Genomic DNA, 22206 nt, shown 5'->3' with positions numbered 1-22206 from the left:
GCCAACCTCCCTACGGAATTAGAACGAGTTTTCCCGGCAGCGCCTTGGACTGAAAGTCCTCCTGCGCCTTGGCGATGCCTCTTAATGGATAGGTCTTGGAAACCAAAGGCTTGATGCGGCCCGCATTCATCATCTCGACAAGACGACCAAAGACTTCAAATGCCTGATGTGTGCAGCCGTGAATCGTGATGTCGCGCAGGTAGATCTCGCGAAGGTCAGCCTGCACTATCGGCCCCGCGATTGCCCCGGAAACGGCATAATGACCGCCGGGTTTCAGGGCCAAGATCAGACCGGGCCATGCCGGGCCTCCGACAACGTCGATCACGACGTCGAACATGTCCTTGGGCAGCGGCGCGTTGCGGTCAAAGGTGTCCACGGCCCCCTGCGCTTTGACCACCTCGGCCTTGGCTGAACCCGTAACGCCCCAAACCGTCGCCCCACGTAGCGCCGCCAGTTGCACGGCGGCAAGGCCCACGCCACCCGAGGCACCGGTAACCAGCACCTTATGCCCGGCAGTCACGCCAGCACGGGTCAATAGATTTTCGGCTGTGCCAAATGCACAGGGGATGGCGGCGATTTCGACATCTGACAGAGGTGAGGTCGTCACGTCGTACAGGTCGTCGGCCTGAACCAGACAATATTGCGCAAATGCTCCGTCGATTTCAGAGCCTAATGCGATAAAGCCAGTCGGATTGCCGGGGCGTGGGCGCGGCAAGTTGATCGGGCAAGTCACCCGTTGCCCGGCTTGAAACCCGGTCTCTTGCCCTGCCAATTCGACTATCCCACATAGATCGCCACCCTGAATGCGCGGAAACGCCAACGCACCTCCCCAGCCTCCGGCATCAACATCCTGATCAACGGCGTCCGTTGCCCCGGTCACGTCCGAGGAATACCAGCCGACCCGTGTATTGATGTCGGTGTTGTTTACCCCTGCAGCCGCGACCCGAACCAGAACCTGCCCCGGACCAGGCGTTGGGACCGGAATATCCTCGCGCCATTCCAGCGCTTCGAGACCGCCGTGGCGCGTCAGGTAAACGCCGGACATTTTCGTGGGCGTGGTCATCTTTAGACCCTGTCTTCCGGATGGGCTGGAACCGGCCCCATCGGCACAATGTCGTAACGCGCGTTCAGCTCGGCCATTTTCGCCTCATCTGCAAAGTCAGCCTCGGTCATTTTTGCCAGTTCAGCCAGAAACCCGTCGAACCCCGAGGGCTGAAAGATCATCAGCATTCTGGCGGGCGCGCCATCGGCGACGCGACACGCATGGGGTACTCCGGGTGGCACATGCATGGTTGTGCCGGGCGTACAGCGATGCCAGTCGCCATCAACGTAGAATTCCACCGCGCCTTCCAGAAAGTAAAAAGTCTCGGCGTGGGTATCATGGCGATGAAGGCCAAGCGCGAAGCTGGCCTTCAGATTGTCTTCCATAAGCGTGTATGCGCCATCCGTGTCCTGGCCGGAAACTTTCACAAAAGTGTGGTCGTTTTCCCAGTCATAGTTGAGACCCTCACCGGGTCCCAGTTTGGCGTATCGTTTGCTCATGGCGGTCTCCGTGAGAGTTTAAGCGCGCAACCGCTCGTTCTCAGGATCCCAGAGCGGCTGATCCTGCTCTACCACGGCGCGGCACTTTTGGCCGTAGATTTCGACTTCAAGCTCGGTGCCGGGGTTGGCAAGCTCGGCCTTGACCATGCCCAGCGCGATGGACTTGCCGACGCGGTAACCCCATGCGCCCGAAGTGGTCTCGCCCACGATCTCGCCGTTCTGCCAGATGCAGGACATGTAGGGCGCGTCGCAGTCTCCTGCATCCACTGTAATGGTGACAAAGGCCTTTTTTACGCCCTGCTGCTTTTCGTTCAGGATCGCGGCCTTGCCGGGGAAGTCCTGCGGCTTGTCGAGTTTGACGAACCGCTCCAGCCCACCTTCCAGCAGAGAGTAGTCGGTCGACAGGTCACCCTTCCATGCCCGATAGCCTTTTTCGATACGCAGTGAGTTCAGGGCATACATCCCGAACGGCGTGGCACCGGCGCCGATGATCGCGTCATAGATCGCAGGCATATGCTCGTTCAGGGCATGCACTTCCCATCCTAGTTCACCGGCAAAGGAGACGCGGATCAGGTAGGCGGGCTGGCCTGCAACCGTGGCGGACTGGTGGGTCAGCCAACCAGTGGTCAGATCGGCATCTGTCAGGTTCGACAGGGTTTCGCGCGATTTCGGGCCCGTGACGATCAGAGTGTCACGCGAGGTTGTCACGTCCTCGATCGACACACTGGCAGGCATTGCGTTCATCAGGATGTCACGGTCATGCCATTGCGCAGTGGCGGCGGTGATCATGACGAATTCGTCCTCGCCCAGACGGATACAGGACATCTCGGTCAGAATGCGGCCACGATCATCAGAGACATAGATGAGGTTCATCCGGCCAACCTTTGGCAGCCCTCCGGTTGCGAGACCGCGCAACGCCTCAGCGGCGCCCTCTCCCTTGACCATGAAGCGCGAGAAGCCTGGCAGATCCAGCACTCCACAATCATCTCGCACGGCCTCGCATTCTTCTTGGATCCGCTGCTCCCACGGGCCGGACCGACCCCAGGTATGGGTGGCATCAAGCGACGTGTCGTCGCCCGGCTTTGCGAACCAGTTGGCGCGCTCCCATCCGTTATAGGCACCCATCACGCCGCCCAGCGCTTTGACCTTGTCATGCACCGGCGACAGTTTCTTGTCGCGTGCGGCAGGCCATTCGTGATGAGGGAAGTGCATGGCGTATTCGTTGCCATAAACTTCCAGACCTTTCTGGTTGCAGTAGTCCTGATCTGTGTAGTCGGTGTAGCGGCGCGGATCGACGGCCCACATGTCCCATTCGGTCGCGCCATCGACGATCCATTCGGCCAGCACTTTGCCCGCGCCACCGCCCTGCGCGATGCCGAAAGTAAAGGTGTGCGCTTCGAACGCGTTTCTAACTCCCGGCATCGGGCCGATCAGCGGCAGCCCATCCGGTGCATATGGGATCGGGCCGTTGATGACACGGCCAACGCCCGAGGTTGCCATCAGCGGAACCCGTTCCATCGCGTCAGTGACGATATCCTCGATGCGGTCCAGATCATCGTTCCACAGCTGGAACGAGAAATCCTCGGGCATAGCATCGTCTTCAGTCATCCAGTGGCCCTTGCAGTTAGGCTCATACGGACCAAGGTTGAAGCCATTCTTTTCCTGCCGCAGGTAGTATGAGATATCCACGTCGCGCAGCAGTGGCAGTTTCTTACCACCGTTCGCTTTGGACCATTCTTCAATTTCTGGCACTTCGTCGGTCAGCAAATACTGGTGGCTCATCACCATCGCGGGAACTGTGCGGCCGCCAAAGGGCTTGAACCACTCTCCCACGCGCTGCGCGTAATACCCAGCGGCGTTCACAACATAGTCGCAGGCTATATCGCCTTTGTCGGTGTGTACGGTCCAGGTGCCGTCGTCGTGCTGAGTTACGCCAGTTGCCGGGCAAAAGCGGATAATCTTCTGGCCCATGTCACGGGCACCCTTGGCCAGCGCCTGTGTCAGCTGCGCCGGATCAATGTCACCATCGGTGGGATCGTACAGAACGCCCTCAAGATCGTGCGTTTCTAGGAATGGATAGCGCTCTTTAGCTTCTTCCGGGGTCCACATCTCCATCGGGATGCCTTGATAGCGTCCCATCGCCATGGCGTGTTCGAACTCTTGCATCCGCTCTTTGCTGTGCGCCAGACGGATCGAGCCGGAAACGTGGTAGTTCATCGGATAGTCGACCTCTTCGCCCAGACGCGAATACAGCTCGGTCGAGTATCGCTGCATGTTCATGATCGCCCATGAATTCGAGAACGTAGGAACGTTACCCGCCGCGTGCCAGGTCGAGCCTGCGGTCAATTCGTTCTTTTCCAGCAGGACACAGTCGGTCCAGCCCTTCTTGGCCAGATGATACAGCGAGGAGGCCCCCACCACACCGCCACCGATAACAACCACGCGGGCTTTTGTCGGAAAATCGCTCATTGGTCTTGATCCTTGTTACTGTGCCCGTTGGGGCAGATCGTCTGTGATGTCGTAATAATCGCCCTTGTCGGCCACAAAGATGTGCCGGGCGAGCTGTAATCCGGTGGGCGTATCGAAAGCCCCCATGGAAATCGAAATCGTGTCCTCGTCATTGTGCTGCCAAAAGAGGAACGAGCCGCAGGAACGGCAGAAACCGCGGCGGGCGGTGTCCGAAGCGCGGAACCACGTAAGCGTATCGCTGGCGGTGAAGCTGAGGTTATCCTGATGTGTCCAGGTCGAAGACCAAACATGGCCGGACTGCTTGCGGCATTGACCGCAATGGCAGGCCGAAGGCGGTGAAAGCTCTCCGTCAATCGTGAACGCGACTGCGCCGCAGAGGCAAGAACCAGTTTGCATGTGACTACCCCCTTGCTGTGGGCGTGGAGCTGGCCCCCAGCAACACGCCATAGATGATGAAACAGGCGGCCATGACACGGCGCACCCATGTGTTGAACACAGCGCCCAGCGCCGCTTTGCCCATCAATGTGCCCATCACGGTGAACCCGGTGTAGCTGAGCGTGGTAATGACCAGCGCCGTGGGCATGATGACGACCATCTGCTGCCAAATCGGCACATCCGGTTGCACAAATTGCGAAAAGGCGGCGAGATACCCTGCCACGCTTTTGGGATTGATCGTCGCGACCGCCAGTGCGTGTAGATACACGTGACGCGCGGGGCGTTCGGTAACTGGCGCCGGACGCGATGCATTCATCCATCCGCGAACCCCAACCCAGATCAGGAACCCTGCACCAACCAGTTTGGCGATGAAAAACCCGGTTGGGGAGGCTGCGATCAACGCGGTCACACCTAGTGCTGACAAAATTAGAAACACGCTGGCCTGCGTTAGAATCGCCAGCACACCCAGCATCGCTTTGGGAAACGGCAGACTCATTCCGTTCGAGATGCAGTTTACCGCATTCGGACCCGGAGTGGTGACGAACACCACCCAGAACAATGCGAATATGGTCCAGGCTTCAAAGCTCATCAGTACACCGGCGGGGCGATAACCCAGATGGCCACTGCGGGCTCATCATAGGGGTTCGACCATTGATAGGGTTCATGTTTGATCCGAAAGCTGTCGCCGGGGCCGACCGAAAACTGGCGCCCACTGATCGTCAGTTCCAACCGCCCTGACACCATGTACCCTACCTCCTGCGTTGGTCGGTTGGCCGGAGTTTGCATTTTTGAACGTGGTTTGAACGTGGAATGCACCATTTCGAAATCATCGGTCAGATCGGGCGACAGCAGTTCTTCGATCAACCCTTCCTCACCGGACCCCATCGGGCGGCGCGTTCCGGCGCGCACCACATACCCCTGCTCATCTGCCGGAGCGGAGGAATGCGCGAACAGCATCGACATCGGCACGCCCAGACATTCGGCAATCTGGCGCAGGTCGGAAATTGAGGGGTCGGACTTGTCGCGCTCGACTTGGCTAAGCCAACCAACAGACCGACCCAGACGTGCAGCGATCTCGGTCAGCGTCAACCCACGCGCCTTACGCAAAGCCCGAAGATCGGCTCCGAGTGTGGCGCTGTGCGGGGCTTGGCTGTTCACTGAACACTCCGGGGTTTGGTGAAATTTTCTCCTCGTTTTTCACGATGCATTGATTCCGTGAAAAAACCAAGAATTTTTTCACTTGGGTCCACGACATTGTTTGGATATCCGTCAACCATGTGGATTGCGGTGATTTATCTGTGGGTCGTCAACACCCTGACTTTGCTTGCCTTTGGCTGGGATAAACTGCGGACAAGACGGCGGAAAAGGCGTATCCCGGAACGAAAGCTATTGTGGTTGGCGGCGCTGGGCGGCAGTCCAGGCGCATTGCTGGGGCGGTGGATTTTCAGACACAAAACCCGCAAGCGGCTGTTTTCATACTACATCTTTGGGATTTTCGGCGCTCAGGCTGTCCTGGCCTATCTTCTGGCGGCCTTGGAATTGCCCAGCCTGGTCTAGCGCGAGATTTCCATCAGGGATTAGGTGCTAACCATTTGGGAAACTGTCTGCTACACTCTCATTCTATCTGAATATGATTATTCTTACGCATTCGCAAAGGGTTGAATGACAAATGGACAACGGTATCGGCTTTTTCGACATAGTCTGGTCAATCTTCTGGCTGTTCCTGATGGTGGCCTGGTTCTGGGTGATGATTTCGGTTGTGGCCGATGTCTTCCGCTCTAAGGACCTAAGCGGCGGTGGAAAGGCAGTCTGGATCGCCTTTGTCATCCTGATTCCATGGATGGGCGTTCTGGCTTACCTGATCGTCCGCGGCGACAAGATGCACCAGCACAATGCCGAGGCCATGAGCCAGATCGAACAGGCGCAAAAGGACTATATCCGCTCGGTAGCCACAGTATCTGCTGCGGATGAACTGGAACGGCTTGCTGCGCTCAAGGAAAAAGGCGTTCTGACGGATGAGGAATTTGCAGCGCAGAAAGCCAAGCTTCTGAGCACCTGATAGGAAACACACACTAATCAAAATGGCCGGGGGTACGCCCCCGGCCATTTTTACTTGGCGAATACGCCGGCCAGAATTTCGCTCAGTTTCCTTGCGTCTTGTTCATTGAACGCGTTGGGTTGATCACTGTCGATATCGAACACCGCAATGACGTCACCGGCGGCGTTGTGCACAGGCAGAACCACCTCGGATCTGGTCGAAGATGCGCAGGCGATATGGCCCGGAAACGCATCCACATCCGGCACCAACTGTACCTCGCCCGTACGGGCGGCAGCGCCACAGACACCGCGGTCGAACGGGATGACCAGACAGCCGTGCCCACCCTGATAGGGTCCGATCTTCAAAAGCCCCGGCTCGGTGACACGGTAGAAGCCTGTCCAGTCAAAACGATCATCGGAATGATGCACCTCGCACGCGATGGTGGCCATCAGGGCCACGTTATCGGCTTCACCCTCGGTCAGGGCCGCGATGGTTTTGGCAAGTGTATCGTAATCAGCTGTCATGTCGGAACTCGTGGCAGGGGTTTGCGCCGGAGTATTTGGAAAAAGGTGAAGCGTCAAACGCGTTCGATGGCTATCGCCGTGCCTTCGCCGCCGCCGATGCAGATCGCCGCCACCCCGCGTTTCAGGTTTCGCTTTTCCAACGCGTTCAGCAGGGTGACCATGATCCGCGCACCCGACGCGCCAATCGGGTGACCAAGAGCGCACGCCCCGCCGTTCACGTTGACGATATCGCGGGGCAGACCCATCTCGTGCATGAACGCCATCGGCACGACGGCAAAGGCTTCGTTGACCTCCCACAGATCGACATCTTCTTTCGACCAACCGATATTGGTCAGCAGTTTTTGCGCGGCCGGAACTGGTGCGGTCGTGAACAGCCCCGGTGCCTGCGCGTGACTGGCATGGCCGACAATACGGGCACGAACAGTCAGACCCTGCGCTTGGGCTGCGTCCTCGGATGCCAGAACCAATGCAGCCGCGCCATCCGATATCGAAGAGGAGTTTGCTGCGGTGACAGTACCGTCCTTACGAAACGCCGGCTTGAGGGTCGGGATCTTCTCGGGCCGCGCCGAGAGTGGCTGTTCATCCGTGGCCTGCGTGACCTCACCCTTGCGGGTACGGACCGTAACCGGTGTGATTTCATCCGCGAATGCGCCGTTTTCCTGTGCGGCCAGCGCATTTGACAATGAACGCAGCGCATATTCGTCCTGCGCTTCACGTGTAAACTGAAAGGCCTCGGCACAGTCTTCGGCGAATGTGCCCATCAGGCGACCTTTGTCATAAGCGTCCTCGAGCCCGTCCAGGAACATATGATCCATTGCCTGCGCATGACCCAATCGCGCGCCTTCGCGCATTTTGGGCAAAAGGTAGGGGGCATTCGTCATGCTCTCCATCCCGCCTGCGATCATTGTATCGGCATGCCCTAGAGCGATCTGGTCATAGGCCATCATGGCCGCTTTCATGCCCGATCCGCACATTTTGTTCAGCGTTGTGGCGGGAACGTCTTCGCCCAACCCTGCCGCAAAACCGGCCTGGCGTGCGGGCGCCTGCCCCTGCCCGGCCGGCAAAACACACCCCATAAGGACTTCGTCAACGGTTTCAGTACCGGCCCCTTGCAATGCCGCCCTGATGGCGTCGCCGCCCAGATCGGCCGCTGTCACGGTATCGAACATCCCCTGAAACCCACCCATCGGGGTCCGCGCCGCGCCGGCGATAACGACTTGCTTCATCTGGATGCTCCTTCGCTTTTCTACTGAGATGGATACCGAATGGTAAGAATTGCCGTCTAGCGTATTTCTACGAATGATTTTCAGTTTAGAGAACCCGCGCGCATGGCCCTGACCAGTAAGATAACAGACACGACGCAGATCATTACCGTGCATTCGGACCGGATTGATGCCGCAATGGCCATTCAGTTCAAAGAAGACATGCGCAGTGAGGCCGAAGGTGGCGCGCCGCGTGTGGTCCTGGATTTGACGGGGGTCGAATTCATCGACTCAAGTGGCCTTGGGGCTATCGTCGCGTCGATGAAACAATTGGGCAGTGACCGCAGGTTGGATTTGGCCGGGTTGCACCCGTTTGTCGAAAAGGTGTTTCGGCTGACTCGCATGGATACGGTTTTCAACCTCTATCCTACCCTGGACGACGCTCTGACACCGTCGGCGGAATGACTTCACGGATTGAATAGGCGCGATGTCGATGGGGAACGGGAACTGCTTGGATTTGAGCTTTGCTGCAACCGAAGCCGAAGCCAGTGTTGGCATCGCCCAGCTAAGCAAAGGGTTGGAGGCGCAGGGCCTACCGCCACACAAGGCGAGTGACGTGAAAATCGCTCTGGCCGAGGCGATCAACAACGTGGTCGAGCACGCCTATGCGGGCGTCACTCCGGCCAAGGTCCGGGTGCATTGTCGCCTGCATCAAAACTGGCTGGACATTTTGATCTCTGACACCGGGACTCCTTTGCCTGGATTTCGCGTGCCCGATGGTGTGCCCGCGCCTTTGGGATCGACACTCGACGAGTTGCCCGAAGGCGGGTTTGGCTGGTTCCTGATCCACGAACTGACCAGCGACATTCGCTATGAACATCGCAATGGCTGCAACCGGTTGTCCCTGCGGTTTGACTTTCCAAACCCGACCACCTGACCCAAAATCGTCACATAATGGCCCAGATCGCACCATTGCCGCGCCGCAAACAAAGGGCAAAAAGGTATCCGTAGCTCAGATAGCTTCCCTCGGCGCCTCGTGTCACAGCCCCCACCCAGTGAACGGCGCCGAGGATCTTCTCCTTGATGTGACTAGACAATCTCTGACCACGCTTTACCTTCGGCGCGTTCAAAGGGAGAAGGCAAAGCTATGCGGGATTTTCACACTCCGGGTCGGTCCGAAGTTTTGGCAACCGAAGGAATGTGCGCCACATCACATCCTCTGGCCGCGCAGGCTGCGGTGAGTATTCTCCAACAAGGCGGCAATGCCATGGACGCCGCCATAGCAGGTGCCGTGCTGCTGGGCATTTGTGAACCGCAGATGACCGGGATAGGCGGTGATTGCTTTGTTCTGTTCAATCGCGCGGGCGAAGATCAAATTCGGGCTCTGAACGGGTCTGGCCGCGCGCCAGCAGCGGCGGATGCCGATCGGTTGCGGGCCGAAGGGCTGGATTCAGTGCCATTGAACACGCCCGATGCTGTGACCATTCCCGGTGCAATTGATGCGTTTTGCCATTTGGCAGAATCCGAAGGAAAGCTTGGGCTGGACGCAATTCTACAGCCAGCCATACATTATGCCGAGGTGGGTGTCCCGGTTGCACCCCGCGTCGCCATTGATTGGAATACGGGGGCTGCCACGTTACAGGGCGCCGCGCGCAGGCACTACCTGACTGACGGCGAAGCGCCAAAAACAGGTCAGGTCTTTCGCGCGCCAGGGCAAGCCGAGGTTCTGCGCCGGATTGCACGCAATGGTCGTGACGCCTTTTATTCCGGTGAAATTGCACAGGATATGATTGACGCCCTGACAGCATTGGGTGGTGTTCACACGGCCGAGGATTTTCTGGCCACGCAATGCACAAAAACCCAGCCTGTCAGCGGAAACTACAACGGCATTGACCTTGTCGAACACCCGCCCAACGGCCAGGGTGCGACTGCAATCCTGCTTTTGAACATCCTAAAGAACTTCGATCTGGCTGGTCTTGATCCATTTGGCCCAGAAATCATCCATCTTGAGGCCGAGGCGTCAAAACTCGCCTATGACGCGCGCAATCGGTTCATTGCGGACCCCGATCACACAACCCACGCTGAACGATTCCTCGACCAGAGCGTGGCGGACAAGCTGGCCGCGTTGATTGACCCCAAGCGCGCCATACCAGCGACGGCTCCACTAACCGAGTCCATTCATAAGGACACGGTCTATATCACGGTTGTTGACCGGGATCGGATGGCTGTTTCGCTGATCTATTCCATATTTCACAGCTTCGGGTCTGGCATCGCATCGGAAAAATACGGGATTTTGCTGCAAAACCGCGGCTCAGGCTTCAACCTGAGCGCCGGTCACCCAAACGAGCTTGGCCCGGGCAAACGCCCGATGCACACGATCATTCCCGGTATGCTCAAACAGGATGGCCGTGTGCTCATGCCATTTGGCGTGATGGGCGGCGCTTTTCAACCAACAGGCCACGCACGCCTATTGTCCAACCTCACGGATCATGAGTTGGGTTTGCAGGCCTCTGTGGACGCCCCGCGCGCCTTTGCATACGGCGGCGTTCTGAAACTTGAACGCGGAATTCCGCCCAGCACATCTCAACAATTGAGCGATTTTGGGCACAACGTTCAGGTTCCAGAAACGCCCCTTGGCGGAGCGCAAGCAATCCGAATCCGCACAGATGGTGTTCTGGAGGGCGCAAGCGACCCCAGAAAAGACGGTTGTGCGTTAGGTTATTGACCACCGGGGCGCGCAATCTGGCGCACCAAATTACTTAGTTCAAATTAAAGTGCAGCGGGTACGCGCCATTCTCGAAAGGACCGAACATGTCAGGAATATCAGGATGCTCAACCGGTTCCCCGGATTGGTCCGCAACCAGATTTTGTTCTGAAACATAAGCCACATAGAAGGATTGATCGTTTTCTGCGAGCAGATGATAAAACGGTTGATCCTTGATGGGGCGGCTGTCCTCGGGAATGGCCTGATACCACTCTTCTGTGTTGGAAAATTCCGGGTCCACGTCAAAAATCACCCCTCGGAAGGGATGCTTTTTATGGCGGACCACCTGTCCCAGGCGGTACTTGGCATTTGTCTTCAGCATTATCTCAGCCCCCAGAGATCTTACTACCTCTTTCCGGGCCGGAATGCCAATCATTGATCGGAAATTAAAGGAAACAGTCTGTGAACATCTTACTGACAGTGTTCGAAATTGTGGCGCCGGTTTTCTTGCTGGCGGGCATTGGATTCACCTGGGTCAAACTTGGTTTTGAGTACCGTTTGGAGTTTGTGACGCGCCTTGCCGTGACGCTTGCCGTGCCCAGCCTGATCTTTGTGGCGCTGATGCAAACCGAGATCCCGGCAGGAGAGTTGACCCGCTTCACACTGGCCGCAATTGCGGGTCATATTGGCCTTGCCGTGGCCTTTGGCGTTTTCGTTCGACTTTCAAACCTGGACCGTCGGACTTACCTGTCGCCACTGATTTTTGGCAATACCGGAAATCTGGGCCTGCCGCTGTGTATTTTTGCGTTTGGTCAGGCAGGTCTGGGTTTTGCAGTCATTTTCCTGGCAATTACCGCCCTGTTTTCTTTCACCTATGGAATTTACCTCGTCGCTGGAAAGGGTGCATTCGGCAAAGTTGCGCGCGAACCGATGGTTTGGGCAACCCTGCTTGGGGCCTTATTCCTATGGCAAGACTGGGAAACGCCACTGTTCCTGACCAATACGCTAGAGCTGCTAGGCCAAATGGCCATCCCCATGATGTTGATTACAGTCGGCGTGGCAATTGCAAGGCTGACGACCCGCAAATTGGGTCAGGCGATCTGGCTGTCCGTCCTGAAGCTGCTGGTCTGCTTCGCGCTCGGCTGGGCAATAGCTCGATTCTTTGATCTGGACGCAACCGCTTTTGGAGTATTGGTCCTGCAGATGTGCACCCCGGTCGCGGTTACATCGTACCTGCTGGCCGAGCGGTTTGACGCGGATTCGGACGCGGTTGCAGGGATGGTCATGGTATCAACTGTGCTAAGCGTGGGCACTTTGCCTATAATTCTAGCCATTGTTCTATAACGATTGTGATTTCCTAATCGCTCAATTTGCGCTAGAATAAAGAAAAAAGGCACGAGGCACATGAGCAGAATTCTTTTCGTACTCTTCGGGGTGCTGCTTTTGGCATCCTGCGGTGGCGGGTCCAAACAGCCACCGAGCAGATTGAATGACGCGTGCAGCATTGCGCGCGAACGGCCTGATTTTATCAAGGCGTTCAAAAGCACCGAACGAAAATGGGGCGTCCCAATTCACGTTCAAATGGCGACGATCTATCAGGAAAGCCGCTATAAACACGACGCACGTACGCCGCACCAATACGTTCTGGGTGTGATCCCCATGGGCCGTCAAAGCAGCGCCTACGGATTCAGCCAGGCGCTGGACGGCACCTGGGATGAATATCGCAAGGAAACCGGCAAACGCCGCGCCAAGCGGGACCGCATCCGCGATGCGTCAGATTTCATCGGCTGGTATATGAATAAAAGCCAACAGCGGAACGGTATTCACCCCACAGATACGCGCAACCAGTATCTGGCGTATCACGAGGGGCACACCGGCTTTGCCCGCGGTAGCCATAACAGCAAATCCTGGCTGTTGAACGTCGCCAATGACGTCGATGCACGCGCCAAGCTTTATCAGGCGCAGCTGGCCAATTGCCGCTACTGACAGGAGTGCGGGTCAGCGATTGCCTGACCCGCTTCTTTTTGATCTGGAAAACAGATCGTTGCTGAGATTTCCGCCGGTACTCAGCTGCCCCAGCAGAACGGTTGTCTGACTGCCGGCATTGTCGTGAATGACCCATTTGCGCAGCTCGATCGGGTCCCCCGTAAACATCAGTTCAATACGGCCGGATTCGGGGTTCTTTGGGTCCCGAGCGGTAACAACCGTGGCCGTCCCGTCAAAATCATGGGCAACCACCATATTCGCCTGACCCAGATTGACGTTGCGCGCCAGCACCAGCGACAACGGCGTACGTTTTAGCGGATACTGCTCCGGCGGTTGGTTCGATTTCGGATCAAAGATCTGCACCGTACCTGCGCGCGCCAGAACCACAGCGCTGTTGGGCGGGTCATATTCGAACCGCATCTTACCGGGGCGTTCCATCCACAGCTTTCCGGTACTCAGGGAACCGTCATCGTTAACTTGCGTAAACGTGGTCTCAACGGTTTTGAGACCATTGAGGTAGTTTGAGATTTGGGACAACGGCAGCTTATCAGCCGCCCAGGCCGCAGGCGCGGCGAGTGTCAAAGCAAGGGCAAAGGCAATCTGTTTCATAAGTCACCAGATAAGCGCTCTGCCCTTGTTATTAAATATCCTATTGCTCAGGGACGAGGATTTCGCGTTTCCCGACGTGATTTGCCGACGAAACAATGCTTTCATCCTCCATTTGCTCAACAAGTCGCGCAGCTTTGTTGTAGCCAATGGCAAGTTTCCGCTGAATGTACGAGGTCGAGCATTTGCGATCCTTGATCACAATCGCCACCGCCTGATCGTATAGCGCGTCTTCGCCGTTGGTGTTGCCGCCCGTGTTCAGGCCCAGAACCGCATCGATGTTGTCGGCTTTATCCTCAGATGGGCCGTCCAGCACGGTGTTCACATAGTCTGGTGGGCCGAACTGTTTTAGGTGGTTTACGATCTCTTCGACCTCTTCGTCCGACACAAACGGACCATGACAACGGGTAATCTTGGCGCCGCCGGCCATGAAAAGCATATCACCCTGCCCCAAAAGTTGCTCGGCACCCATTTCACCCAAGATCGTGCGGCTGTCGATCTTTGAGGTCACCTGGAACGAAATCCGGGTTGGGAAGTTCGCCTTGATCGTACCAGTAATCACATCGACCGAGGGACGTTGCGTGGCCATGATCAGGTGAATACCCGAGGCCCGCGCCATCTGCGCCAGACGCTGGATGCAGGCTTCGATTTCTTTGCCCGCGACCATCATCAGGTCAGCCATCTCGTCGACGATCACGACGATGTAGGGCATCGCCTCGGGCGCGAATTCTTCGGTCTCGAACGTTGGCTCGCCGGTTTCGTCGTCAAACCCGGTCTGGACGGTGCGGCTGAACAATTCTCCTTTGGCCAGCGCGTCTTTTACGCGGCCATTGTAGCCCGCGATGTTGCGCACGCCCATCTTGGACATCTTGCGATAGCGGTCTTCCATCTCGCCCACGACCCATTTCAGGGCGACAACCGCCTTTTTCGGGTCGGTCACAACGGGCGACAGCAGATGCGGAATGCCATCATAGACGGACAGTTCCAGCATCTTGGGGTCGATCATGATCAGGCGGCATTCGTCCGGTGTCAGCTTATATAGCAGCGATAGGATCATGGTGTTGATCGCGACCGACTTACCGGAACCGGTTGTCCCCGCAATCAACAAGTGGGGCATCTTAGCCAGGTTTGCGACCATGGATTCGCCGCCGATATCTTTGCCCAGCGCCAGTGGCAGCGCGTGGTTGCCATCGCCAAAATCACGGCTGGCAAGGATTTCGCGCAAAACCACCATCTCGCGGTTTTCATTGGGCAATTCGATCCCGATCACCGAGCGACCCGGCAGGGTCGAAACACGTGCCGACAGTGCCGACATCGAGCGCGCGATATCGTCGGCCAGACCGATAACCCGGCTCGCTTTCAGGCCCGGAGCAGGCTCTAGTTCGTACATGGTAACGACCGGGCCGGGGCGGACACTGGTGATCTCACCCTTGACGCCATAGTCGTCCAGCACGTTTTCCAACATGCGCGCGTTTTCTTCCAATGCCTCATCGCTGAGGTGATGGCGCTGAATGCTGGAAGGGTTGGACAGCAAGCTCAAAGGCGGCAGCTCAAAGTCCGAATGCCGGTCTTCAAAGGACAGCCCAGGTTGCGCTTCGGCCTGTGCACGACGCGACGGCGCAGGGGTGCGGCGCACGGGCTGCGCCACCACGGGTTTGCGCGGTTCGGCCACTGGAATTTTCATCGCAGGAAGCGGGGTCGGTTCGGGTTCGGGTGCGTCTTCAAATACGGCCTCATCCTCATAGACGGGCTCGGGCGCAAAATCATGATGCAGGGGTTCCTGCTGCCATTCGGGTTCAGGCTCGGCCGTCAACATCGGCTCAGGCGGCAGACCGTCCAATGTCATCGGCGGCTCGGGCGGAAGCTCCTCTCCGCCTCTGGCGTTCAGGATCAGCGGGTCCGGCCCCCGGCCACGCCCTTTGGTCAAAGGCAGGGTTGGATCGACCTCTGGCGCTACTTCACCCGCGGCCACCTTGCGATTGCGCACGGCTGCCGAAATCTTGGACTTGATACGATCTTCACCCGGCATTTCATCGAATCCGGCAACCGGTTCGCGGGCGACCAGTTCAGGTTCCGGCATGGGGTCGGCCCGGCGGATCAGGCTGGGCATACGCGCCAGCAGACCTGGTTTTGCAGGTTCGGGCTCTTCGAAATCCGGCTCTTCGAACATCGGATCGGCATACGCCATATCATCGTCAAACACCGCGTCGTTGGCCTCTGCGCGGATGGCCTTACGCTCTTCCCACTGTGCCCGGCGATCTCGTGCCGCCTGTGCGGTCACCGACGCACTGCGACCCAAGAGGTTCATCAACATGTCATAGGACATCACAAGACCCAACAAGAATGCACGCGCGCCTTTGCGCACGTCGGCTTTTGTGAACCCAAGGACAAATGTACCCAGCACCAGCATGCCAGCAGCCATCGCCAGCGACATCAGTTTGACCATGAAATGGGATGAGATGGGCAGCAGCGTCAGCAACGCGCCCATGACGGTATCACCAAACAAACCACCCAGCCCAAAGCTGTGGGTCGTGCGCCAGGCCTCGCCCGGCACCAAAGTCGCGGCGTAGACGGAAACGATGGCAATCCAGATCGGCGCAAAGATCAAGCGGGCCACCGCGCGGTCCTCGCCAAAATGCCCGGCAAAGCGTATGCCCCAACCGATCAGCACCATTGCGATGCTCCAACTGCCCCATCCGACGATCATGAACAGCGGCGCGGCGATCGACGCCCCAATCCGCCCCATCCAGTTCTGCACTGGCGCGTCTGTCGACACCATCCAGTTCGGATCATCCGGCGTGTAGGACCAGATCATCGCGGCTGAAGCCAGCCCCAGCAGGATCAGGGCGATCCCGATCAGTTCCTTGCTACGCCTTTCGATGGCGGCCTGGGTCGTACTGTCCAGCAATGGATCGCGGTTGCGCGCGTTATATGATGCCATTTTGCCCTCGTACCTCACGAATAGATGCAGTCACGGAGCGTAATCAGCCCCTGCCGCAACTCTGTTTTTGGGGCCACCATTGCGACCCGGATAAATTGTTCGCCCGGGTTTTGCCCCGGATCACCTTGAGAAAGATATGCACCAGGCAGCACCCGAACACCGGTTTCCTGCCACAGCCTTAATGTGGTTTCCTCGCCATTTTCGACTGGCAGCCATAGGAAAAACCCGGCTTCAGGCGCCATATAGCCCTGCACGCCCGCGAAAACCTCATCCGCGATCGTGTATTTTTCCTGATACAGCGCGCGGTTCTCTACAACATGCGCCTCATCTGCCCAAACTTTTGCGGCGGCAGCCTGCAAAGGTAGCGGTAAAGGCGCACCTGCGTAGTTGCGTAACTGCTTGACCCTCTTGATGGTCTCGGGACCACCGGCGATCAGGCCCGAGCGCAGACCAGCCAGATTGGACCGCTTCGACAGTGAATTGAATAAGGTGATCCGCTCCGGATCGGCCCCAAGTTCCTGCGCGACGGTCAGCACACCGGTTGGTGCCGTGTCGCGGTAAATTTCGGAATAACATTCATCCGCGAAGATGCGGAAATCATAGGTTTCGGCCAGTTGGATCAGTTCGACCCAATAGTCGCGCGAGGCGACTGCGCCCTGCGGATTGGCGGGAGAACAGATATAGGCCGCTACGGTGCGGTTCAGAACGTCCTTTGGTAGCCCCGAATAGTTCGGCAAGTGACCTGTGGCGGCAGTTGCGGATACGAATACAGGCTCGGCACGAACCGACAGCGAGGCCACCATATAGACCTGGTAGAATGGATTCGGGCACAGTATGACGGGCTTTTCACCGTTTTTCTGCTCGGGGCACAGCGCCATCGCGGCGTTGTACAATCCTTCGCGCGTGCCATTCAACGCCATCACGTTGGTGTCAGGGTCCATCGAAACGCCATAGCGGCGATCAATCCAGTCAGTAATCGCCGACCGCAACTCGGGCGACCCTTCGTTTGGAGGGTATCCTTTAAACCCGGCCGCGTTTTCTGTGATCACATCGGTGACCCACGCCGGAAAATCATGCATAGGCGCGCCAATGGTCATGTGAATCACTTCGCCACCCGGCTGGTGATGATCCAACAGGGTGCGCAGACGCGGGAATGCATATTCCGGTAGGTCCGAAAACCGTTCGGGGAAATTCATAACTACTGCCTCAATACCGGGATCATTTCGCCCCGTTTTACAGGCAGACTACAGATCGCGCCCGGTTTCGTCCAGACAAAGAGGTGGCGAATCAGGGGATTGTGGCATTCAGGCCAACGCCGCCTCGGCGGCTGATCCCAGCCTAAGCAGGGCCTCTTCCGAGCCTGGATATCCCATCATCAACACGCCACACCCGGGTATTCCGGTCGGCAGTGTCAGTGCAGCAAGTCCCATCAGATTGCCAATACGGGTGTTGCGCAGCGCCAACAGGTTTTCCGTGACGTAGTAGTCATGGTCATTCATCAACCGATCCAGATTCGGCGGCAAAATGGGCGCTGTCGGCGCAAGCACCGCATCAAACCCGGATGTGGCGGCATCCCATGCAGCCCGACAGGCTTTCAGCCTGGACCAGGCCGCGATGTAGTCGGCACCGGTCGCGTTTTGACCCGACCGAAACCGTTCCAGAATCTCGGGATACATGGCGTTAGGGTTGGCTTCGATCACATCGCGCCACAACCCATAAGCTTCGGTCGTGTACAGAATGCCGGACAGCGCCATGGCGTCGTGCAGCTCGGGGACGTCAAGCGGAACGATCTCGGCCCCTGCCTCGGTGAGTTTTTGCAACCCATCCTCAAAGGCCTTGCGCGGTTCATCCCTCAGGTCGTCCTGTGCCACAGTCTGAAGATTGGCAAAGCGGCGACCTTTCAGGCTGGCACCGCGAAGATCCGGTGGAGAGCGCCCCTCGAGCAAGGCCAGCATCTGAGCCGCGTCCTCGACTGAGCGGGTCAGTGGACCAACTGTGTCGAACCGCAGACACAAGGGCACTGTACCCTCAAGGCTGACGCGCCCGGCGGTGGTTTTCAGCCCGACCAGATTGTTCCAGGCCGCTGGAATGCGCACTGACCCGCCCGTATCCGAACCGATCCCACAGGCGGCAAGCCCCCAGGCCACCGATGCGGCCGCGCCGGAGGAAGAGCCTCCGGATACGGCGTCTTCATCGTCAATGCATGGGGGCGTGCCAGTGATCGGGTTCAGGCCAAGGCCTGAGAAGGCCAGCTCGCTCATATGCGTCTTGCCCAAACACACCGTGCCCATGGCGGTGGCGTTACGCACAACGACCGCGTCCATTTCGGGCACCCGGCCTTTCAGCAACGCCGAGCCTGCCTCAGTCGCGGTGCCGGCGGTGTCGAACAGATCTTTCCAGCTGATCGGCACACCATCCAGCAGGGAGCGCCGCAGGCCCAGATTGGCGCGCTCCTGCGCAGCCTGTGCCTCGGCTCGTGCACGATCATGCGTAACGCGGGCATAGATCCTGTCGCGGTGCGGATGCGCGTCGATGGCGGCCAGATAAGTCTCGGTCAATTCAACCGGATCGATCTGTCCCATGCCGATACCCCGACCCAGATCACACGCCGTCATGGTCAGCCAGTCCTGCATCCCCGCCCCCTCTGGAAAAAGCACTTTGGAGGACGGTAGCGACAGGACCGCACATGGACAATCCCGAAAGGGCGCGCATATTGCAGGCCATGGAACACAACTCGGATATCCTGATTGTAGGCGGCGGCCTGAACGGCCCGGCCCTGGCACTGGCACTGGCGCAGACAGGGCATTCTGTCACCGTTATTGACGCATTGGCTGAAAAAGCGCGGAAAAACGCGGCTTTCGACGGGCGCGCCTATGCGCTGGCGCTGGCCTCGCAGCGGCTGCTGGATGCGGTTGGCGTCTGGGACAAGGTGGCAGACCATGCCCAACCCATGCTTGAGATCAAGGTCACCGATGGCCATTCCGGCGCTGGTTCATCCCCGTTTTTCTTGCATTTTGACCATGCCGAGATTGAAGAAGGCCCGATGGGTTACATGGTCGAAGACCGCCACCTGCGCCGCGCGTTTCTTGACACAATGGCCGAACAAAGCGGTGTTACGCAGATCAGCGGCAAAACGGTTGTTGCCCAAGCCACCGACGAAACCGGCGTAACGCTGACGCTGGATGATGGCACGACCCTGACCGGCGGATTGTTGGTTGGCTGCGACGGGCGCCGCAGTGGCACCGCCGCGCGTGCTGGGATCAAGCGCACCGGTTGGGACTACGGCCAGACCGCGCTGGTGTGTGCCATCGAGCATGAGCTGCCCCATAACGGCGTGGCGCATCAGTTCTTCATGCCCCCCGGCCCCTTGGCGATTCTGCCGCTGACCGGCAATCGCAGCTCGATCGTCTGGAGCGAACGCTCTGAAATTGCCAAACGCATCAACGCCATGCCCGAGGCGGATTACCTGCAGGTATTGCGCCCGCGATTTGGTGATTTTCTGGGGAACATCCGTCTGCAGGGTGACCGGTTCACCTATCCGTTGAACCTGACCATCGCCAATTCCTTTATTGGTGACCGCATGGCGCTGGTAGGCGACGCCGCCCACGGCATGCACCCAATCGCAGGTCAGGGTTTGAATGCAGGTCTTCGCGACGTAGGCGCTTTGGCGGAAGTTCTGACACTGGCTGGACGGCGCGGCGAGGATATCGCATCAGTTTTGGTGCTGGAGCGCTATCAGGAATGGAGACGGTTCGACACGGCGGCGCTGGCCATGGCGACCGATGTGTTCAACAAGCTGTTTTCGAACGACAACCCGATTCTGCGCTTCGGGCGCGACATCGGGATGGAGATCGTTGGTTCAATGCCAGGCCTGCGCCGCGGCTTTGTACGCGAGGCCGCCGGGCTAACCGGAGACCTGCCGAAACTGCTGCAAGGGCGCGCGATTTAGTCTAGCTGCCGGGCTTCGTCCACCAACATCACCGGGATACCGTTGCGGATCGGAAAGGCTAGATTGGCGGCTTTGGACACCAGTTCCTGCTTTTCGGCGTCGTAGTGCAAAGTGGTGTGCGTCTGCGGACAGATCAGCGCCTCAAGCATGTGGCGGTCAAAGGGGTGTTCAGCTTCGGTCATTGCAGTTTTTCCTCGCTCGATCCGCCGCGCATGGCGAATTCAATCAATGTCACCAATGTCTCGCGGCGCGTGCGAAGGCAAGGTGCCTCAAGCAGCGCCTGTTTCTCTTCGGGATCGAAATCCAGCAGCATCGACAGAGAATTCACCAAAAGCTCGTCATCGGCATCCTTCAACGTGTCCCAGTCGGTCGAAAGCTGGCGCGAGGAAAAAAACCGTTCGAGCAAATCCAAAAACCGCGACCGATCGAACGCATTGTCCGCTTCGGCCTTGCCAAGATCGCGGTCAAACCCGTCCCATGAAACAGCACAACGGCGATAAGGCGTAAACGCATCCAACTCGGACTTGATCCGAAACCGCGAGACGCCGGACAGTGTGATCAGGTACCGACCGTCTTCGGTTTCAGAGAACTGCGTCACACGCCCGGCACAGCCGATTTGATGCAGTTTGCTTTCGTTGGACTGACATGGGTTCGGCTGGATCATACCGATCAGCCGTTCAGGCGTTTTCAGCGCGTCGTCCAGCATTTGCAGGTAGCGCGGCTCAAAAATATGTAGCGGCAAGCGAGACCGGGGCAGCAAAAGCGCCCCGGGCAATGGGAAAACGGATACCGTCTCCGGCAGATCAGCGGGATGCATCATGTACCCGAGTGTAGCCCTGATCAGGAATTAGGCAAATATCATCGAGCTGAGCTTGCGCCGCCCGTTCAGAACAATCGGATCATTGGGCTTCAGCGCGTCAAAAATGGTGAACAGTTGCGCCTTTGCGGCACCGTCATCCCACTCGCGGTCGCGGCGGAACAGTTCCAACAATTGCGTAACAGCCTCTTCAACTTCACCACTGGCGTGCAGCGCCTGTGCAAGATCGAACCGCGCCTGATGGTTGTCGGCATCTGCCTCAACCGCTGCTTTCAGCTCACCCACAGGACCAGCATCGGCAGCCTGTTTCGCCAGCTCCAGTTGGGCATGGGCGGCCTCAACCTCGGCCGAGGTTGAAATCTCTGCGGGTGCGCCGTTCAAAATCGCCTCGGCCTGCTCCAGATCGCCTGCTGCAATATGGGCGCGCACCAGACCGCCATAAGCGGCGGCGTGGTTCGGGTCTTCCCCCAGAATGGCGGAAAAGGTCTGTGCGGCATCCACAGCTGCGCCATCGGCCAGCATTTCTTCGGCGGCCAGAACAGCGTCATCCAACTGACCGCCGGGGCTTTCACCACCTGCGGCCTCAATAACTCGGTCCACGAACGCCTTGATCTCGGACCCCGGCACGGCGCCCTGAAACCCATCGACCGGCTGGCCTTTGTAGAACGCGTATACCGTCGGGATCGACTGAACGCGCATTTGAGAGGCGATCATCTGTGCCTCATCCACGTTGATCTTGACCATCTTCACCGCCCCTTTGGCGGCGGTCACAGCCTCTTCCAACAGCGGCCCAAGCGTTTTGCACGGACCACACCATGGGGCCCAGAAATCCACGATCACAGGGATTTCCTGCGAGGCCTCGACGACATCGGCCATAAAGGTGGCCTCGGATCCGTCCTTGATCAGATCGGCGGTATCGGGTCCGGCTGCGGCGTTCAGAAGGTCCATGGCATTCACTCTTTCGTTCGAATTTGGCCCCTATATGCAACTGCA

At 58.2% G+C, this 22206-nt stretch carries 24 protein-coding genes; 8 read left to right on the top strand and 16 right to left on the bottom strand.

The window, feature by feature from the left end:
- Positions 1 to 10: 10 nt before the first annotated feature.
- Genes AC2FLA_RS10590 through AC2FLA_RS10565 form a run of 6 tightly spaced genes read right to left on the bottom strand, consistent with a single transcriptional unit; the run spans position 11 to position 5604 of the window.
- Positions 11 to 1063 (bottom strand): alcohol dehydrogenase family protein, encoded by a 1053-nt coding sequence (locus AC2FLA_RS10590; protein WP_496722051.1) that lies wholly within the window; start codon positions 1061 to 1063, stop codon positions 11 to 13.
- A 2-nt stretch (positions 1064 to 1065) separates the two neighbouring features.
- Positions 1066 to 1542 carry a cupin domain-containing protein gene (locus AC2FLA_RS10585; protein WP_282120300.1) on the bottom strand — a complete coding sequence of 159 codons (477 nt, stop codon included), beginning with the start codon at positions 1540 to 1542 and terminating at the stop codon, positions 1066 to 1068.
- A gap of 18 nt (positions 1543 to 1560) precedes the next feature.
- Positions 1561 to 4011 (bottom strand): GcvT family protein, encoded by a 2451-nt coding sequence (locus AC2FLA_RS10580; protein ID WP_496722049.1) that lies wholly within the window; start codon positions 4009 to 4011, stop codon positions 1561 to 1563.
- A 15-nt stretch (positions 4012 to 4026) separates the two neighbouring features.
- Positions 4027 to 4407, bottom strand: coding sequence for a GFA family protein (locus AC2FLA_RS10575; protein WP_496722047.1), 381 nt, complete (start codon positions 4405 to 4407; stop codon positions 4027 to 4029).
- Positions 4408 to 4411: 4 nt separating this feature from the next.
- On the bottom strand, positions 4412 to 5035 hold the full coding sequence (locus AC2FLA_RS10570) for a LysE family translocator (protein ID WP_496722045.1): 624 nt from the start codon (positions 5033 to 5035) through the stop codon (positions 4412 to 4414).
- Entirely contained in the window at positions 5035 to 5604 is a 570-nt protein-coding gene (locus AC2FLA_RS10565) for a helix-turn-helix domain-containing protein (RefSeq protein ID WP_472724551.1), read from the bottom strand. The genes AC2FLA_RS10570 and AC2FLA_RS10565 overlap by 1 nt, the downstream gene beginning before the upstream one ends.
- Positions 5605 to 5721: 117 nt before the next feature.
- On the opposite strand from AC2FLA_RS10565, the gene AC2FLA_RS10560 reads away from it, so the two are divergent.
- Entirely contained in the window at positions 5722 to 6003 is a 282-nt protein-coding gene (locus AC2FLA_RS10560; protein ID WP_496722043.1) for a DUF1294 domain-containing protein, read from the top strand.
- Positions 6004 to 6115: 112 nt separating this feature from the next.
- On the top strand, positions 6116 to 6505 hold the full coding sequence (locus AC2FLA_RS10555; RefSeq protein WP_058279764.1) for an SHOCT domain-containing protein: 390 nt from the start codon (positions 6116 to 6118) through the stop codon (positions 6503 to 6505).
- Between the two features lie 50 nt (positions 6506 to 6555).
- On the opposite strand, the gene AC2FLA_RS10550 is transcribed toward AC2FLA_RS10555, so the two are convergent.
- Positions 6556 to 7008, bottom strand: a complete 453-nt coding sequence (locus AC2FLA_RS10550; RefSeq protein WP_496722041.1) for a GAF domain-containing protein — start codon at positions 7006 to 7008, stop codon at positions 6556 to 6558.
- A gap of 53 nt (positions 7009 to 7061) precedes the next feature.
- Positions 7062 to 8234, bottom strand: coding sequence for a thiolase family protein (locus tag AC2FLA_RS10545; protein WP_496722039.1), 1173 nt, complete (start codon positions 8232 to 8234; stop codon positions 7062 to 7064).
- A 102-nt stretch (positions 8235 to 8336) separates the two neighbouring features.
- Here AC2FLA_RS10545 and AC2FLA_RS10540 point away from each other — a divergent pair, with 102 nt between their 5' ends.
- The 3 genes from AC2FLA_RS10540 (at position 8337) to AC2FLA_RS10530 (ending at position 10935) form a co-directional block, all read left to right on the top strand.
- Entirely contained in the window at positions 8337 to 8675 is a 339-nt protein-coding gene (locus AC2FLA_RS10540) for an STAS domain-containing protein (RefSeq protein ID WP_496722037.1), read from the top strand.
- A 22-nt stretch (positions 8676 to 8697) separates the two neighbouring features.
- Positions 8698 to 9147 (top strand): ATP-binding protein, encoded by a 450-nt coding sequence (locus tag AC2FLA_RS10535; protein WP_496722035.1) that lies wholly within the window; start codon positions 8698 to 8700, stop codon positions 9145 to 9147.
- A gap of 210 nt (positions 9148 to 9357) precedes the next feature.
- Complete coding sequence (locus AC2FLA_RS10530) at positions 9358 to 10935, top strand: gamma-glutamyltransferase family protein (protein WP_496722033.1); 1578 nt, start codon at positions 9358 to 9360, stop codon at positions 10933 to 10935.
- A gap of 34 nt (positions 10936 to 10969) precedes the next feature.
- On the opposite strand, the gene hspQ is transcribed toward AC2FLA_RS10530, so the two are convergent.
- Positions 10970 to 11296 (bottom strand): heat shock protein HspQ, encoded by a 327-nt coding sequence (gene hspQ, locus AC2FLA_RS10525; RefSeq protein WP_108861127.1) that lies wholly within the window; start codon positions 11294 to 11296, stop codon positions 10970 to 10972.
- An 80-nt stretch (positions 11297 to 11376) separates the two neighbouring features.
- Here hspQ and AC2FLA_RS10520 point away from each other — a divergent pair, with 80 nt between their 5' ends.
- On the top strand, positions 11377 to 12258 hold the full coding sequence (locus tag AC2FLA_RS10520) for an AEC family transporter (protein ID WP_496722031.1): 882 nt from the start codon (positions 11377 to 11379) through the stop codon (positions 12256 to 12258).
- Positions 12259 to 12318: 60 nt separating this feature from the next.
- A complete protein-coding gene (locus AC2FLA_RS10515) occupies positions 12319 to 12900 on the top strand; it encodes a transglycosylase SLT domain-containing protein (RefSeq protein ID WP_058279757.1) in 582 nt (193 codons plus the stop codon).
- Positions 12901 to 12912: 12 nt separating this feature from the next.
- Here AC2FLA_RS10515 and AC2FLA_RS10510 read toward each other — a convergent pair whose 3' ends face one another.
- The 4 genes from AC2FLA_RS10510 to AC2FLA_RS10495 all read right to left on the bottom strand — a co-directional run bounded on the left by AC2FLA_RS10510 (position 12913) and on the right by AC2FLA_RS10495 (position 19080).
- On the bottom strand, positions 12913 to 13509 hold the full coding sequence (locus AC2FLA_RS10510; protein WP_496722029.1) for a LolA family protein: 597 nt from the start codon (positions 13507 to 13509) through the stop codon (positions 12913 to 12915).
- A 40-nt stretch (positions 13510 to 13549) separates the two neighbouring features.
- Complete coding sequence (locus AC2FLA_RS10505; RefSeq protein ID WP_496722027.1) at positions 13550 to 16447, bottom strand: DNA translocase FtsK 4TM domain-containing protein; 2898 nt, start codon at positions 16445 to 16447, stop codon at positions 13550 to 13552.
- A gap of 14 nt (positions 16448 to 16461) precedes the next feature.
- Entirely contained in the window at positions 16462 to 17643 is a 1182-nt protein-coding gene (locus AC2FLA_RS10500; protein ID WP_496722025.1) for an aminotransferase class I/II-fold pyridoxal phosphate-dependent enzyme, read from the bottom strand.
- Between the two features lie 108 nt (positions 17644 to 17751).
- Complete coding sequence (locus AC2FLA_RS10495) at positions 17752 to 19080, bottom strand: amidase (RefSeq protein ID WP_496722023.1); 1329 nt, start codon at positions 19078 to 19080, stop codon at positions 17752 to 17754.
- 53 nt (positions 19081 to 19133) lie between these two features.
- Between AC2FLA_RS10495 and AC2FLA_RS10490 the strand changes: the two genes are divergently transcribed.
- On the top strand, positions 19134 to 20396 hold the full coding sequence (locus AC2FLA_RS10490) for an FAD-dependent monooxygenase (protein ID WP_496722021.1): 1263 nt from the start codon (positions 19134 to 19136) through the stop codon (positions 20394 to 20396).
- Here AC2FLA_RS10490 and AC2FLA_RS10485 read toward each other — a convergent pair.
- Genes AC2FLA_RS10485 through trxA form a run of 3 tightly spaced genes read right to left on the bottom strand, consistent with a single transcriptional unit; the run spans position 20393 to position 22161 of the window.
- Positions 20393 to 20578 (bottom strand): Trm112 family protein, encoded by a 186-nt coding sequence (locus AC2FLA_RS10485; RefSeq protein WP_058272562.1) that lies wholly within the window; start codon positions 20576 to 20578, stop codon positions 20393 to 20395. The genes AC2FLA_RS10490 and AC2FLA_RS10485 overlap by 4 nt on opposite strands.
- Positions 20575 to 21216 carry an LON peptidase substrate-binding domain-containing protein gene (locus AC2FLA_RS10480; protein ID WP_496722019.1) on the bottom strand — a complete coding sequence of 214 codons (642 nt, stop codon included), beginning with the start codon at positions 21214 to 21216 and terminating at the stop codon, positions 20575 to 20577. The genes AC2FLA_RS10485 and AC2FLA_RS10480 overlap by 4 nt, the downstream gene beginning before the upstream one ends.
- 27 nt (positions 21217 to 21243) lie before the next feature.
- A complete protein-coding gene (trxA, locus tag AC2FLA_RS10475) occupies positions 21244 to 22161 on the bottom strand; it encodes a thioredoxin (protein ID WP_496722017.1) in 918 nt (305 codons plus the stop codon).
- Between the last annotated feature and the right edge of the window lie 45 nt (positions 22162 to 22206).

Source organism: Ruegeria sp. CDSA033, from assembly GCF_059612305.1.
This window is presented reverse-complemented; position numbering and strand designations above follow the sequence as displayed.